Origin of the sequence: Pseudomonas simiae (assembly GCF_000934565.1) — a bacterium.
Lineage (GTDB): Bacteria > Pseudomonadota > Gammaproteobacteria > Pseudomonadales > Pseudomonadaceae > Aquipseudomonas > Aquipseudomonas simiae.
Genome location: NZ_CP010896.1, coordinates 3,838,421 through 3,853,204, shown reverse-complemented (window position 1 = coordinate 3,853,204; position 14,784 = coordinate 3,838,421). Strand labels below are relative to the sequence as shown.

The 14,784-nt window shown below is 62.2% G+C and carries 15 protein-coding genes; 6 read left to right on the top strand and 9 right to left on the bottom strand.

Annotated features, from left to right (window positions below; translation table 11 throughout):
- Genes PF1751_RS17235 through PF1751_RS17225 form a run of 3 tightly spaced genes read right to left on the bottom strand, consistent with a single transcriptional unit; the run spans position 1 to position 3,556 of the window.
- On the bottom strand, positions 1-1,260 hold the full coding sequence (locus PF1751_RS17235; RefSeq protein ID WP_010209332.1) for a dihydrolipoamide acetyltransferase family protein: 1,260 nt from the start codon (positions 1,258-1,260) through the stop codon (positions 1-3).
- Complete coding sequence (locus PF1751_RS17230; protein WP_010209333.1) at positions 1,261-2,319, bottom strand: alpha-ketoacid dehydrogenase subunit beta; 1,059 nt, start codon at positions 2,317-2,319, stop codon at positions 1,261-1,263.
- Between the two features lies 1 nt (position 2,320).
- Positions 2,321-3,556, bottom strand: coding sequence for a 3-methyl-2-oxobutanoate dehydrogenase (2-methylpropanoyl-transferring) subunit alpha (locus tag PF1751_RS17225; RefSeq protein WP_044287408.1), 1,236 nt, complete (start codon positions 3,554-3,556; stop codon positions 2,321-2,323).
- Positions 3,557-3,751: 195 nt separating this feature from the next.
- On the opposite strand from PF1751_RS17225, the gene bkdR reads away from it, so the two are divergent.
- Positions 3,752-4,237, top strand: coding sequence for a Bkd operon transcriptional regulator BkdR (gene bkdR, locus PF1751_RS17220; protein ID WP_010209335.1), 486 nt, complete (start codon positions 3,752-3,754; stop codon positions 4,235-4,237).
- Here the strand turns inward: bkdR and PF1751_RS17215 are convergent.
- Positions 4,234-5,097, bottom strand: coding sequence for an MBL fold metallo-hydrolase (locus PF1751_RS17215; RefSeq protein ID WP_021492855.1), 864 nt, complete (start codon positions 5,095-5,097; stop codon positions 4,234-4,236). The two genes, bkdR and PF1751_RS17215, sit on opposite strands and share 4 nt — an antisense overlap.
- Positions 5,098-5,191: 94 nt before the next feature.
- On the opposite strand from PF1751_RS17215, the gene PF1751_RS17210 reads away from it, so the two are divergent.
- From PF1751_RS17210 to PF1751_RS17190, 5 genes are all read left to right on the top strand, one after another.
- Positions 5,192-5,527 (top strand): ArsR/SmtB family transcription factor, encoded by a 336-nt coding sequence (locus PF1751_RS17210; RefSeq protein WP_005789341.1) that lies wholly within the window; start codon positions 5,192-5,194, stop codon positions 5,525-5,527.
- A gap of 50 nt (positions 5,528-5,577) precedes the next feature.
- On the top strand, positions 5,578-6,822 hold the full coding sequence (locus tag PF1751_RS17205; RefSeq protein WP_044287407.1) for an NAD(P)/FAD-dependent oxidoreductase: 1,245 nt from the start codon (positions 5,578-5,580) through the stop codon (positions 6,820-6,822).
- Positions 6,823-7,629 (top strand): sulfite exporter TauE/SafE family protein, encoded by an 807-nt coding sequence (locus tag PF1751_RS17200; RefSeq protein WP_044287406.1) that lies wholly within the window; start codon positions 6,823-6,825, stop codon positions 7,627-7,629.
- Positions 7,630-7,760: 131 nt separating this feature from the next.
- Positions 7,761-8,906: a nitric oxide-sensing protein NosP gene (gene nosP / locus PF1751_RS17195; RefSeq protein ID WP_044287404.1), complete on the top strand. Its 1,146-nt coding sequence runs from the start codon at positions 7,761-7,763 to the stop codon at positions 8,904-8,906.
- Positions 8,848-10,788: a PAS domain-containing hybrid sensor histidine kinase/response regulator gene (locus tag PF1751_RS17190; protein WP_042572084.1), complete on the top strand. Its 1,941-nt coding sequence runs from the start codon at positions 8,848-8,850 to the stop codon at positions 10,786-10,788. Before nosP ends, PF1751_RS17190 begins: the two co-directional genes overlap by 59 nt.
- A gap of 146 nt (positions 10,789-10,934) precedes the next feature.
- On the opposite strand, the gene PF1751_RS17185 is transcribed toward PF1751_RS17190, so the two are convergent.
- The 5 genes from PF1751_RS17185 to PF1751_RS17165 form a co-directional block, all read right to left on the bottom strand.
- The gene (locus PF1751_RS17185; RefSeq protein ID WP_010209341.1) at positions 10,935-11,600 is read right to left on the bottom strand and encodes a response regulator transcription factor; all 666 of its coding nucleotides are present in this window, start codon (positions 11,598-11,600) and stop codon (positions 10,935-10,937) included.
- Positions 11,601-11,615: 15 nt separating this feature from the next.
- Positions 11,616-12,164: a PQQ-dependent catabolism-associated CXXCW motif protein gene (locus PF1751_RS17180; protein ID WP_021492852.1), complete on the bottom strand. Its 549-nt coding sequence runs from the start codon at positions 12,162-12,164 to the stop codon at positions 11,616-11,618.
- 108 nt (positions 12,165-12,272) lie between these two features.
- On the bottom strand, positions 12,273-13,064 hold the full coding sequence (locus tag PF1751_RS17175; RefSeq protein WP_021492851.1) for an ABC transporter permease: 792 nt from the start codon (positions 13,062-13,064) through the stop codon (positions 12,273-12,275).
- Positions 13,061-13,801 (bottom strand): ABC transporter ATP-binding protein, encoded by a 741-nt coding sequence (locus PF1751_RS17170; RefSeq protein ID WP_044287403.1) that lies wholly within the window; start codon positions 13,799-13,801, stop codon positions 13,061-13,063. Before PF1751_RS17170 ends, PF1751_RS17175 begins: the two co-directional genes overlap by 4 nt.
- Positions 13,798-14,757, bottom strand: coding sequence for a YVTN family beta-propeller repeat protein (locus tag PF1751_RS17165; protein WP_042572087.1), 960 nt, complete (start codon positions 14,755-14,757; stop codon positions 13,798-13,800). Before PF1751_RS17165 ends, PF1751_RS17170 begins: the two co-directional genes overlap by 4 nt.
- Positions 14,758-14,784: the final 27 nt, after the last annotated feature.

Below are 14,784 nucleotides of genomic sequence, written 5' to 3'. Positions count from 1 at the left end.
TTACTCCAGGAACAGGCTGGCGGGTTGTTCGAGCAGGCCGCGAATGGCCTGGATGAATTGCGCCGCGTCCATGCCATCGACTACACGGTGATCGAAGGAACTAGAGAGGTTCATCATCTTGCGCACCACGATCTGACCCTTGATCACCATCGGCCTTTCGACGATACGGTTGACGCCCACGATCGCCACTTCCGGCAGGTTCAGTACCGGCGTGCTGACGATGCCGCCCAAGGCACCCAGGCTGGTCAGGGTGATGGTTGAACCGGACAGCTCATCGCGACTGGCCTTGCCATTGCGCGCAGCAGTGGCCAAGCGGGCGATTTCTTCGGCGTTGCCCCACAGGCTGCGAGCTTCGGCGTGACGCACCACCGGCACCATCAGGCCTACGTCGCTTTGGGTGGCGACACCTACGTGCACCGCGCCAAGGCGGGTGATCACCTGGGCTTCATCGTCGTAACGCGCATTGATCTGCGGGAAGTCCCGCAGTGCAACCACCATGGCGCGCACGATAAACGGCAGCAGGGTCAACTTGCCACGCGTGGCGCCGTGCTTCTCGTTGAGGTGCACGCGCAACTCGTCGAGGGCGGTGACGTCGATCTCTTCTACATAGCTGAAATGCGCGGCACGACGGGTGGCGTCCTGCATGCGCTGTGCGATCTTGCGGCGCATGCCGATGACGGGGATCTGTTCTTCGGTGTTGCGTTCGGCGTAGGGATTGGTGGCTGTTGAAGACTTTGACGCGCCTTGTTGCAGGTAGGCGTCGAGGTCCTCATGCAGAATCCGCCCGGCCGGACCGGAGCCCTGGACCAGGCGCAGTTGAATCCCCGCGTCCAATGCGTGCTTGCGTACGGCGGGGGAGGCCAATGGGCGTTCGTCGGCGGCACGCGCCACAGGCGGCTGGGTTGCGACAACCGGCGCTGGTTTGCTTTCAACGGCCACCGGCGCAGGCTTGGCTTCAACCACCGGCGCGGCTTTCGGCGTCTCCTTCGCTGCCGGCGCTTCCTTGGCGTTGCCCGCACCTTCCACTTCAATGCTGATCAAAATACTGCCCACGGCCATGACTTCACCTGGCTCGCCGCCGAGGGAAATGACCTTGCCATGCACCGGCGAGGGAATGTCCACCATTGCCTTGTCGGTCATCACATCCGCCAGCACCTGGTCTTCGACGACCATGTCGCCGACCTTCACATGCCACACCGACAATTCAACTTCTGCGATGCCTTCGCCAATGTCCGGCATCTTGATAACGTGCGTGCCCATTCAGACCTCCATGACCCGTTTCAACGCCGCGCCCACTCGGGACGGCCCTGGGAAATACGCCCACTCCTGCGCGTGCGGATAGGGGGTGTCCCAACCGGTGACGCGTTCGATCGGCGCTTCCAGGTGGTGGAAGCAATGCTCTTGCACCAGCGACACCAGCTCGGCACCAAAGCCGCAGGTGCGGGTGGCTTCATGTACCACCACGCAACGGCCGGTCTTTTTCACCGACTTGACGATGGTTTCCAGGTCCAGCGGCCACAGGCTGCGCAGGTCGATGACTTCGGCGTCGATGCCGGTCTCTTCGGCAGCGACTTGCGACACATACACCGTGGTGCCGTAGGTCAGCACCGTCACGGCCGAGCCCGGACGCACAATGGCGGCCACGTCCAGTGGCACGGTGTAGTAGCCGTCCGGCACTTGGGCTTGCGGGTGTTTCGACCACGGGGTCACCGGACGATCGTGATGGCCATCGAACGGGCCGTTGTACAGGCGTTTTGGCTCCAGGAAGATCACCGGGTCATCGTTTTCGATGGAGGCAATCAACAGGCCTTTGGCGTCATAGGGGTTCGACGGCATGACCGTGCGCAGCCCGCAGACCTGGGTGAACACCGCTTCGATACTCTGGCTGTGGGTCTGGCCGCCGTAGATGCCGCCGCCGCAAGGCATGCGCATGGTCAATGGCGCGGTGAACTGGCCGGCCGAGCGATAACGCAGGCGCGCTGCTTCGGAGATGATCTGGTCGGTGGCAGGGTAGACATAGTCGGCGAATTGGATCTCGGCCACCGGGCGCAGGCCGTAGGCGCCCATGCCCACCGCCACGCCGACAATGCCGCTTTCGGAGATCGGCGCGTCAAACACGCGAGAGCTGCCGTATTTGGTCTGCAAGCCTTCGGTGCACCGGAATACTCCGCCGAAATAGCCGACGTCCTGGCCAAATACCACCACGTTGTCGTCGCGTTCGAGCATCACATCCATGGCCGAGCGCAGGGCCTGGATCATGGTCATGGTGGTGGTGGTCATGGCGGTTTCCACTTCAATGCTGTTGTTGTGATCGTTCATGTCAGATCCCCAACTCTTGACGCTGGCGCTTCAAATGCTCCGGCATCTCTTTGTAGACGTCTTCGAACATCGTTGCGGCGCTTGGAATCTGGCCGCCGGCGAGGGTGCCGTACTGTTCGGCTTCTTTCTGTGCCTTGACCACTTCGGCTTCAAGTTCGGCACTGACCGCCGCGTGTTCCTCTTCGGACCACTGGCCCATCTTGATCAGGTGCTGCTTGAGACGGGCAATGGGGTCGCCGAGGGGGAAGTGGCTCCAGTCGTCGGCTGGGCGGTATTTCGAAGGGTCATCAGACGTGGAGTGCGGCCCGGCGCGGTAGGTGACCCACTCGATCAGCGTTGGCCCCAGGTTGCGGCGCGCACGCTCGGCAGCCCAGGCGGAAGCGGCGTACACCGCAATGAAGTCGTTGCCGTCCACGCGCAGGGAGGCGATGCCGCAACCGACGCCGCGTCCGGCGAAGGTGGTGGCTTCACCGCCGGCAATCGCCTGGAAGGTGGAGATCGCCCACTGGTTGTTGACCACGTTGAGGATCACCGGCGCGCGGTATACGTGGGCGAAGGTGAGGGCGGTGTGGAAGTCGGATTCGGCGGTGGCGCCGTCGCCGATCCAGGCGGAGGCGATCTTGGTATCGCCCTTGATCGCCGAGGCCATGCCCCAGCCCACGCCTTGTACGAATTGGGTGGCGAGGTTGCCGGAAATGGTGAAGAAGCCGGCGTCCTTGACCGAATACATGATTGGCAACTGGCGGCCCTTGAGCGGATCTCGCTCGTTGGACAGCAGTTGGCAGATCAGGTCCACCAGTGGCACTTCACGGGCCATCAGGATGCTTTGCTGGCGGTAGGTGGGGAAACACATGTCGTCGATGTTCAAGGCAAGGGCCTGGGCGCTGCCGATGGCTTCTTCGCCGAGGCTCTGCATATAGAACGACATTTTTTTCTGACGCTGGGCGACCACCATGCGGTTGTCGAAGATCCGCGTCTTGAGCATGGCGCGCATGCCTCTGCGCATGATTTCGACGGAAACACCTTCGGCCCACGGCCCCAGGGCCTGGCCCTGGTCGTCGAGCACGCGGATCAGGCCCTTGGCCAGGTCGGCGGTGTCGGCGGGTTCTACGTCGATGGCGGGTTTGCGCACGGTACCGGCGTCGGTCAGGCGCAGGTAAGTGAAGTCGGTCTTGCAGCCTGGGCGGCCCGAGGGTTCAGGGACGTGCAGGCGCAGTGGTTCATACTGCTGGGTCATGGCTTTCTACGCTCTATCTTGTGAATTTCTTGTAGTGGGCGCGCTAGCTGACAGTCAGCCTCCGGATAGGAGAAATCTTGTCCTACAACAATCATAGGCGGGGCGTAGAAGAATATTTATCTGTGTTTCATTGCGCTCACGATCATTTGCGGATAAAAAAACTGCATAAACATAATAAACAGGTGATTTTGTCTCATGCGTAAACTAGACCGTACCGATATCGGCATTCTCAACGCCCTGCAGGAGAACGCCCGCATCACCAACGCCGACCTGGCCCGCTCGGTGAACCTGTCGCCCACGCCGTGTTTCAATCGGGTGAAAGCGATGGAGGAGCTGGGCTTGATCCGTGACCAGGTCACGCTGCTCGACGCCGATTTGCTGGGGCTGCACGTCAACGTGTTCATCCACGTCAGCCTGGAAAAACAGAATGAGTTGGCGTTGCAGCAGTTCGAAGGCGCGATCTCCGACCGGCCCGAAGTGATGGAGTGCTACCTGATGGCCGGTGACCCGGACTATCTGATCCGGGTGCTGGTGCCGACGATCCAGTCGCTGGAGCGTTTCATGATGGACTTTTTGACCAAGGTACCGGGGGTGGCGAACATCCGGTCGAGCTTTGCGTTGAAGCAGGTGCGCTACAAGACTGCGCTGCCGTTGCCGGCCAATGGTATCAACCTCGGTTAGAGGTGGTTGATCGGGATCTTCAGGTACACCACCCCATTGTCCTCAGCCGGCGGCATATTCCCCGCCCGCACATTCACCTGGATCGCCGGCAGCAACAGCGTCGGCATCCCCAGCCCGGCATCGCGCTGGGTGCGCATCTCGACAAACGTGGCTTCATCCACGCCATCATGCACATGGATATTTCCTGCGCGCTGCTCCGCCACCGTGGTCCGGCACTTTGCCTCACGGCCGTCGGGCGGGTAGTCGTGGCAGACGTACAGTTCGGTTTCCAATGGAAAGGCCAGCAACTTGCGCATCGACGCATACAACTGCCGCGCATCCCCTCCGGGGAAGTCACAGCGCGCCGTGCCGACATCCGGCATGAACAGCGTGTCGCCCACCAGAATCAGTCGGCCATCGATCAGGTAGGCCATGTCCGCCGGGGTATGCCCAGGCACATGCAGGGCCTGGGCCTTGAGGGTGCCGATGTGGAACACCTCATCCGGCGCAAACAGATGATCGAACTGCGAGCCATCCACGCGAAACTCCGGCTCCAGGTTGAACAGGTTCTTGAACACGCCCTGCACTTTGCTGATCGACTGTCCGATGGCGATCTTGCCGCCCAGCGTCCGGCGCAGGTAAGGCGCGGCAGACAAGTGATCGGCGTGGGCGTGGGTTTCCAGCAACCATTGCACCTGCAGGCTGTGCTCGCGCACAAAGGCAATGATCTTGTCTGCCTGGACGGTCTCGGTGCGCCCCGAGGCCGGGTCGTAGTTGAGCACCGAATCGACGATGGCACAGGGGCCGCCATCGCCTTCATAAACGACGTAGGTGTAGGTCGATGATGCCTCGTCCAGAAAGGCTTGAATCAGCGCTGGCATGGCGTTTGTCCCGGGTGAAGAAAAAAGTAGTTACAATCAGTTTATGTTTTCACATAATGTTTCGAGCTTAAGTGACAAAAAGGACCCGAAGCAAATGGAATCTACTCTGAGTGAGGGCGAAGTCGCCCAGCTGCGCGCATCGGCGTCCAAGGCCTGTTCCTTGCTCAAGGCCCTGGCCAATGAGGACCGCTTGTTGATCCTGTGCCAACTGACCCAGGGCGAGCGCAATGTCGGCGAACTCGAAGCCCTGACCGGCGTGCGTCAGCCGACGCTGTCTCAACAGTTGGGCATCCTGCGTGACGAAGGGTTGGTCGCCACCCGTCGGGAAGGTAAATACATCTTCTACGGGCTGGCCAGCCACGAAGTGATTCAAGTCATGAAGACCCTGTCCGGGCTGTACTGCGGCGCGGTCATAAAAAGCTGGGCGTGACGCCATCTGGCAGCGACCCTTGTGTGCATGTATGACAAAGGCGATAGACCATGACCGACCAACACTGGGGACCGACCATCAGTGGCGACATCGTAGTCATCGGCGGCGGCTCGGCAGGCATTGGCCTGCTGGCCAGTCTGCTCAAGCGCGACCCGAATCTGAACATCATCCTGATCGAACCGAGCGACCACCATTGCTACCAGCCCGCGTGGACCTTGGTGGGTGGCGGCGCCTACGACCTGAAAAAAACCCGCCGCCCGCTGGCGGATGTATTGCCCAATGGCGTTACCTGGGTGCAGGCCGCCGTCAGCGAAATACTGCCCGACGAGCAGACCCTGATCCTCGACAGCGGCCAGCGCGTCAGCTGGCAACACCTGATCGTATGCCCCGGCCTGAGGCTGGCGTGGGAGAAGATCGAAGGCCTGCAAGACACCCTCGGCAAGCATGGCGTCACCTCCAACTACAGCTACCAACACGCCGCCTATACCTGGCAACTGGTCCGGCAACTCAAGGGCGGCAAGGCGATCTTCACCCAGCCGGCCATGCCGATCAAATGCGCAGGCGCGCCGCAAAAAGCCATGTACCTGTCCTGCGATCACTGGCTCAAGCGGGGCGTGCTGAAAAACATCGACGTCGAATTCAACCTGGCCGGCGCCGCGCTGTTCGGCGTGGCGACGTTCGTGCCGCCGTTGATGAAGTACGTAGAGAAGTACAACGCGCGCCTGGCGTTCAATGCCAACCTGGTGAAAGTCGACGGCCCGGCACGCAAGGCCTGGTTCGAAGTGAAGGACGTCGAAGGCAATGCTCGCATTGAAGAAAAATCCTTCGACTTGCTGCACGTCGTCCCACCGCAAGTCTCCCCGGATTTCATCCGCCAAAGCCCTTTGGCCGACGCCGCCGGCTGGTGCGAAGTGAACCCCCACAACCTGCAACACCTGCGTTACCCGCACATCTTCGGCCTGGGTGACGTGTGCGGCACCACCAACGCCAAGACCGCCGCTGCGGTACGCAAGCAGATCGTGGTGGTTGCCGAGAACCTGCTGGCCCTGCGCAAACAGGCGCCGCTGCCGCTCAAGTACGATGGTTACGGCTCCTGCCCATTGACGGTGGAGAAGGGCAAGGTGGTGTTGGCCGAGTTCGGCTACGGCGGCAAGTTACTGCCGACCTTCCCCCTGGACCCGACCCAGGCACGTCGCTCGATGTGGTTTCTCAAGGCCACGCTGCTGCCATGGTTCTACTGGAATGGCATGCTCAAGGGCCGCGAGTGGTTGACCCGTCTGAGCAAGGTGGACTGAATGCTGCTGGCCAGTGTGTTGGGATTATTGATGGGCGTGGTCATGGGGTTGACGGGCGCAGGCGGCGGCATCCTTGGGGTGCCGGCGCTGGTGCTGGGCCTTGGCTTGAGCATGACCCAGGCGGCGCCGGTGTCGTTGCTCGCCGTCGGTGCGGCGGCAGCGGTGGGGGCGATCGACGGTTTGCGCCATGGTCTGGTGCGTTATCGTGCTGCGTTGCTGATCGCGTTGCTCGGCGCGCTGTTCTCCCCGGTGGGGGTGTTTGTCGCCCACCAATTGCCGGAACCGCTGTTGATGGGCTTGTTCAGCGCGTTGATGGTGCTGGTCGCCTGGCGCATGTTGCAGCGCGAAAAAAACCAGCCGGGACCCAGTGATCATGGCAGCGCGTCCTGGGGGCAGAAGAACTGCATGCTCAACCAGCAGACCGGGCGCTTGGCCTGGACCGCCAAATGCAGCGCCACCCTGGCCGCACTGGGCGCGGTGACGGGGGCGGTCTCGGGTTTGCTCGGGGTGGGCGGCGGCTTTTTGATCGTACCCGCGTTCAAGCAACTCACCGACGTGCAGATGCGCGGCATCGTCGCCACGTCGCTGATGGTGATCAGCCTGATTTCGCTGATCGGCGTGGCCGGCGCGTTGCATGCCGGGGTGCGCATCGAATCCGTGGGCTGGGTATTTATCGCGGCGAGTATCGTCGGCATGCTGATCGGCCGGCGCCTGTGCTCGGTGGTTGCCGCACGCACGTTGCAGGTGGGGTTTGCCAGCCTGTGTGTGGTGGTGGCTATCGGCATGCTGGTCAGCGCCTTGCTTTGAACGTAATCGTTCCTACGCGGCGGGAACGATCAAGCGCCCTCATCCCATCGCATCCCCCTACCCAGTACCCAAGTAGCATAGGTCCCAACCCTCGCTCTTCGTAAACTCATGCCTCAGAGGGGGAGGCAACGATGCATAACGGTGAAGGCGTAGTCAGTGCCATGTCCCAGGCTACCGATGCCGGGCAGGCCGCCGAGGAGTTGGCGCGGCAACTGCTGCATCCGTACCTGGGCTTCGTGCTGTTTTTCTGCTCGGCGTCCTACGACCTGCAGGCCCTGGGCCAGGCCCTGCAAGCGTGTTTCGGCAACGTGCGCGTGGTGGGCTGCACCAGCGCCGGCGAGATCACGCCCCAGGGCTACGGCCGCAATTGCGTGACGGCAATGGGCTTTAACCATGCGCACTTTTCCATCGCCACGGAGCTGATCGACCAGGTGGAACACTTCAGCCTGATCGATGCCCAGCAGATGGTCGAACGTCTCGTCGGCGGTTGCCGCAGCAATACCCTGGCACCGATCAAGGGCAACACCTTCGCCCTGACCCTGCTCGATGGTTTGTCCAGCCGTGAAGAGGTGGTGCTCGCTGCCCTCAGCGCGGCGCTTGGCGACATTCCGCATTTCGGCGGTTCGGCCGGCGACGACAATTTCCTCACCCACACCCACGTGTATTTCAACGGCGCTTTCCACAGCGGTGCGGCGGTGGTGGTGCTGGTCAATACCTGGCTGGATTTCGAGGTGTTCACCACCCACCACATCCTGCCGCGCAGCGAAAAACTGGTGGTCACCGGCGCCGACAGCCCGTCGCGCCGGGTCTTCGAGCTCAATGCCGAACCGGCCGCCGAAGAATACGCCCGGCATATCGGCGTGGCGGTGGCCGACCTCGATCACCGGGTCTTCGCGGCGCATCCGTTGGCGGTACGCATCCACGACCAGTACTACGTGCGGGCGATCCAGCAAGTGCACGACGACCTCAGCCTGAGTTTCTACTGCGCGGTGGAAAACGGCATCGTCCTCACCGTGATGAAGCCCGGGCTGATCCTGCCGAACCTGCAAACCCTGTTCGACGGCTTGCAAGCGCGCCTTGGCGACCTGCTGTTGACCATCGGCTGCGACTGCTTCCTGCGCCGCCTGGAGTTGGAAGACAGCGACAATCTGGAACAGATCGGCGGTTTCCTGCGTGACCAGCGGGTGATGGGCTTCAACACCTACGGAGAACAGTTCAATGGCATGCATATCAACCAGACCTTCACTGGAGTCGCCATTGCCCGAGGTCGGCGCTGAACTGCTCGCCCAGGTTGCCCAGCTGCAACAGGACAACCACAAGCTGGCACGGATCAACGCCGCGCTGATCGAACGCATCGAGTCCGGCATGGCCCAGGGCAATAACCCTTACACCACCTTTCAGCATTCCGTGGTGCTGGCCGAGCAAGTGCGTGAACGCACCGACGCGCTGAACCAAGCGATGGCCGAACTCAAGGCCAGCAACCACTTGCTGATCAACGCCCGGCTGCGCGCCGAAACCCTGCGCGGCGAACAGGTCGCGGCACAAAAGGCCCAGGAAAGCGAACGCTGGATTCGCCTGATCACCGATAACGTCCCGGCCCTGATCGGCTACCTGAACGCCGACCTGGTCTACGAGTTCACCAACAAAGTCTATGAAGAATGGTATTGCTGGCCGCGCGGCATGATGCTCGGCCAGAGCCTGCGCGAGGTCCACAGTGAGCAACACTGCCAGCGCCTGGACGCCTACGTCGCCCGCGCCCTGGCGGGGGAGAGCGTGACCTTTGAATTCGCCGAGACCAACATCAATAATCAGGAGCGCTACATGCTGCGCTCCTATGTGCCGAATACGCTGGCCAGCGGCGAAGTGGTGGGGATCTTCGTGCTGATCCGCGACATCACCGAACGCCGTCGCACCGCCGAAGCCCTGCACCAGGCCTATCAGCACCTGGAGCAACGCGTGGCCCAGCGCACCTCGGAACTGACCGCGCTCAACGACCAGTTATTGCAGGAGATCGACGAGCGCCGCCGTGTGGAGGCGCGCCTGCGTGAAGCCAAGTTGGAGGCCGAGCAGGCCAACCTGTCAAAAACCAAATTCCTCGCCGCCGTCAGCCATGACCTGCTGCAACCTTTGAATGCGGCGCGCCTGTTTACCAGTGCGCTGCTGGAGCGGCCCAGCGAAACGTTGGTGCGCAACGTGAGCAATTCCCTGGAAGACGTGGAAAATCTGCTGGGCACCCTGGTGGATATTTCCAAGCTGGATGCCGGGGTGATCAAGGCCGACATCGCGCCGTTTGCCCTGAGTGAACTGCTCGACAACCTGGCCGCCGAGTACACCGAATTGGCCCGCAGCGAGGGTCTGGCGCTGCATTTTGTCGGCTGCTCGGCGTTGGTGCGCAGCGATATTCAGCTGCTGGCGCGGATTCTGCGCAACCTGTTGAGCAATGCGATTCGCTACACCTACAACGGGCGTGTGGTGCTGGGGTGCCGCCGCCAGCATCAGCGTTTGTTGATCCAGGTGTGGGACAGCGGCATGGGCATCGCCGAGGAGCGGTTGGAGGAGATTTTCCAGGAGTTTAAGCGCGGCGATGTGCAGCGGCCCGACCAGGACCGGGGGTTGGGCCTGGGGCTGGCGATTGTGGAAAAGATCGCCGGGATCCTGGGTCATCGTATCAGCGTCAAATCCTGGCCGGGTAAAGGCTCGATGTTCTCGGTGGAGGTGCCGTTGAGCGCCACGGCGCCCAAGTCGCTGCCAATACTGGCCATGAGCGAACCGATGCTCGAACGCCTGCAAGGCGCGCGGGTGTGGGTGCTGGATAACGACGCGGCGATCTGCGCGGGCATGCGCACCTTGCTGGAAGGCTGGGGCTGCCAGGTGATCACGGCGTTGTCGGAGCAAGACCTGGCACGACAGGTGGATAACTACCATGCCGAAGCCGACTTGCTGATCGCCGACTACCACCTCGACGACGACCAGAACGGCGTCGACGCCGTCGCCCGCATCAATGGACGACGCGGCCGCGCGATACCGGCGTTGATGATCACCGCCAACTACAGCAATGAGTTGAAGCAGCAGATCCGCGAGTTGGGACACACCCTGATGCACAAGCCGGTACGCCCGATGAAACTCAAGACCGCCATGAGCCACCTGCTCGGCAAATGAACGGCGAAATACCCACAAGTGGAGATCAAAATGTGGGAGGGGGCTTGCGCCCGATAGCGGTGGGTCAGTCGACATCATAACTGACTGATGCACCGCCATCGGGAGCAAGCCCCCTCCCACATTTGACCGGTGTGGTGTGAGGCGGGTCAGCGGCGCAGGTAAGAGCCGAAATCGATATCCCCGGCGCTGAGGATCGCCTGCACCCGGTTATGCACATTCAATTTGCGCAGGATCGCCGACACGTGGGCCTTTACTGTGGTCTCGGCAATCTCCAGCGTGTACGCGATCTGTTTGTTCGACTCGCCCTTGGTCATGCGTTCCAGCACCAGCAATTGCTTGCGCGTCAGGGCTTGCAGCAGTTCGGGGGCGAAGCCGGGGTTTTCGTTGAGGCGCCGGTGGGTGCCAGGCTTCTGGGTGCGGATGATGTCCGGCGGCAGGTACACGTTGCCGTTGAGAATCTGCTGGATCGCCTCGGTCATTTGCAGGCGCGGCGAGGATTTGGTGATAAAGCCCACGGCGCCATAGGTGATGGCTTGCAGCACGACTTGCTTGTCCTGCTCGGCCGAGACGATCACCACCGGAATGGTCGGCGCCTCGTTGCGCAGGTTGATCAGGCCATTGAGGCCGTGCATGCCGGGCATGTTCAGGTCGAGGAGGATCAGGTCGAGGTCGTCGTGTTCCTGGGTCAAGGCAAGGGCGCTGTCGAGGTCGGCGGTTTCCATCACTTCGCTGCCGGGAAAGCCGTCGCTGATGACGTTATGGATCGCTTCGCGAAACAGTGGGTGATCGTCGGCAATCAGGATTTTGTACATGGCCGTTCACCTTGCTTATTGTGATGTTTGAAATGGCTCGGGTTGGGCGACCGTCACCGGCAGCTTCGCCGCTTCCCAGGCATCCAGTCCGTCGCGATACCAGTACACAGAGGTATAGCCGAGGTTGGCGGCACGTTTTACCGCGTTCCAACTCAGCCAGCAATCGGAGCGGCAATAGAAGACCAACGGTCGCTTGAGGTCGCCGCCGCTGTAGGCATACAGGTGGCGCACGAAATAGCTTTGCCACTCCGGCGTCAGGTCGCCGTCGCCCGTATTGGCCAGCCAGTGGCTGCCGGGCAGGTTGGCGTGGGGCTGGTCTTCGATGAAGCGACCTTGCAGCCACTGGCGGCGGTACACGTCGATCAGCACGGGCGCGGGTGTTTGGCTGAGCAGGGTTTGCAGCGCCGCAGTGTCGACAATCGTGGCACCGGGCAGGTGGTCGGGCGTGGGGCTGCGGTACAGGCTGATGCGGTAGCCGTCGGCGGAAAACAGAGGGGCGTCAGCCTGGACGTTGGCGACGAACAGGCACAGCAGTGCCAACAGAGGCAGTCGGGCGTACAGCATGGCAGGGCGATCCTTATCGTTATGCGCGCATTACACGTGAGTCCCGAGCCCTTGGGAATGCGACGATAGACAGGAAAACCAGTACTAAAGTAGTAGTTTTTGCCGCCGTCAGCCCTTTTTGCGCAACGCCGCATGCTGGGGATTGAAGGTCAGCACCGCCAACACCGCGAACAGCACGGTCAAGCCCAGGCACACCGCCAAGGCCAGGCCGGCGAAGCGTTCGTACAGGGCGAAGCGCACCAGCTCCACAGCGTGGGTAAACGGGTTGATCGCACACAGCCAGTACAGCCATTCACTGGAGTCGCGCATCTTCCACAGCGGGTACAGCGCCGAAGACAGGAAAAACAGCGGGAAGATCACGAAGTTCATCACCCCGGCAAAGTTCTCCAGTTGGCGAATCGCGTTCGACAGCAACAGGCCCAGGGCGCTCAACATCAAGGCCACCAGCAGCAACGCCGGCAGGGCGATCAACAGCCCCATGGCCGGTGGTTGCACGCCGTACACCCAGGCAATCGCCAGGAACCCATACACCTGCAACAGTGAAATCAGCGCGGTGGCCAACAGCTTGCTGCACAGCAAAAACGTGCGCGGCAACGGGCTGGTCAGCAGCACGCGCATGCTGCCCATCTCGCGGTCGTAGACCATCGACAGCGAGCCTTGCATGCCGTTGAACAGCAGGATCATGCAGGCCAGCCCCGGGATGATGTACACCTCGTAGGGGATGTAGGTGTCGTAGGGTTCGATCACCGAGATGCCCAACGCGGCGCGGAACCCGGCGGCGAACACCAGCAGCCACAGCAATGGGCGCACCAGCGCACTGAGAAACCGCGTGCGCTGCAACACAAATCGCAGCCACTCGCGCAGCACGATGCCGCGCAGGCATTGCCAGTAAGCGTTCATGCCGCTGCTCCCGTCGTGGTGGGGCGAGTCAAACGCGCGAACACACTGCCGAGGTCGCCGCCTTGTTGCGCGATCAAGGCATCGACTTGCCCACGGGCCACCAGACGACCCTGATGCAGAATCATCAACGCATCGTCGGCCTGCACTTCGTCGAGCAGGTGGGTGGTCCACAGTACGCTGATGCCGTGTTCGAGGCACAGGCTGCGCACGTGCTGGTTCAGCGCCAGGCGGCTGGCCGGGTCGAGGCCGACGCTGGCTTCATCCAACAGCAGCAAGCGCGGCTCATGCAGCAACGCCCGGGCGATTTCCACCCGGCGCCGGTGTCCGCCGTTGAGCTCGCGGACTTTTTCGCGGCGCCGTTCCGTGAGGACCTGGCGTGCCAGTTCGGCGGCTACGCGCAGGTCGGTCTGGCGCCGCGATAAACCATGCAGCGCGGCGTGGTAACGCAGGTTCTGTTCCACGCTCAGATCCAGGTCCAGGGTGTTTTGCTGGAACACCACACCCAACTGGGTGAGGGCCGCACGCGGTGCCTCACGCAGGGAGTGACCGCCCACGCGAATGTCGCCGCTTTGCAGGTCATACAGCCGCGTGAGCAGGGCGATCAAGGTGGATTTGCCGGCGCCATTGGGCCCCAGCAGCGCCGCAAAGCGCCCCGTTGTGAGGCTGAAACTCACTTCGCACAAGGCCTGCCGTGCGCCGTAGGCGAAACTCACGTCGCGCACTTCCAGGGCGTTCATGGTGTGACCACCACGCCCCACGGGTAACGCCCGACCTTCACCGACTTGATCACCTTGAGGCTGTCCACATCGATCACCGACACATCGCCGCTCACGCCGTTGGTGACCAGCAACTGTTTCTCGTCCGGGGTAAATGCCATCTGCCACACGCGGCGGCCCACCAACAGGTAGTCGAGGACCTCGAAGGTCTTGGCGTCGATCACGGCCACATGGTTGGCCGGGCCGAGGGCCACAAAGCCGTACTTGCCGTCGGCGCTGAGCTTGATGCCGACCGGCTGGACTTTGTCCGGGTGCACGCCCTTGATGCTGAAGGTCAGGGTCTTGAGGATCGCGCGGCTGGCTACGTCGAGGATGGTCACGGTGCCGCCGATTTCCGCCGAGGCCCACAGCTGCGAGCCATCGTGGTTGAACTCGACGAAGCGCGGGCGCTGGTCCACCAGGGTGCTGTCGGCCAGGGTCTGGGTGCTGGTGTCGATCCAGTGCAGCATGTTGGTGGTTTCGCTGGTGTTCACCGCCCACTTGCCATCGGGGCTCACGGCCATGCCTTCGGGTTCGACGCCGACGTTGATCTGGCCGAGCACCTTGGCGGTCTCGGTGTCGATCACGGTGACCAGCGCGTCGTCTTCGTTGGACACATACAGCCAACGGTTATTGGGGTGCAGGGCGAACTGCTCGGGGTCTTTGCCGGAGGGCAGTTCCTTGATGATCTTGCGCGTGGCCACGTCCATCACCTGCACGCGGTCCGAGTCGCTGGCGCAGATGTACAGCAGCTTGTTGTCATGGGACAGCAGCAAGCCTCGCGGACGCTGGCCGACCTTGAGGGTGTCGGTGACTTGCAGGGACTGCATGTCGATCAGGCTCAGGCTGTTGTCTTTCTCGTTGGAGACCCAGGCGGTACTGGCCACGGCGTGCCCGGCGGCAAGCAGCAGGGCGCATGAGAGCAGGGTGCGGCGCATGGCGGAGTCCTTATTATTGTGGGTAGG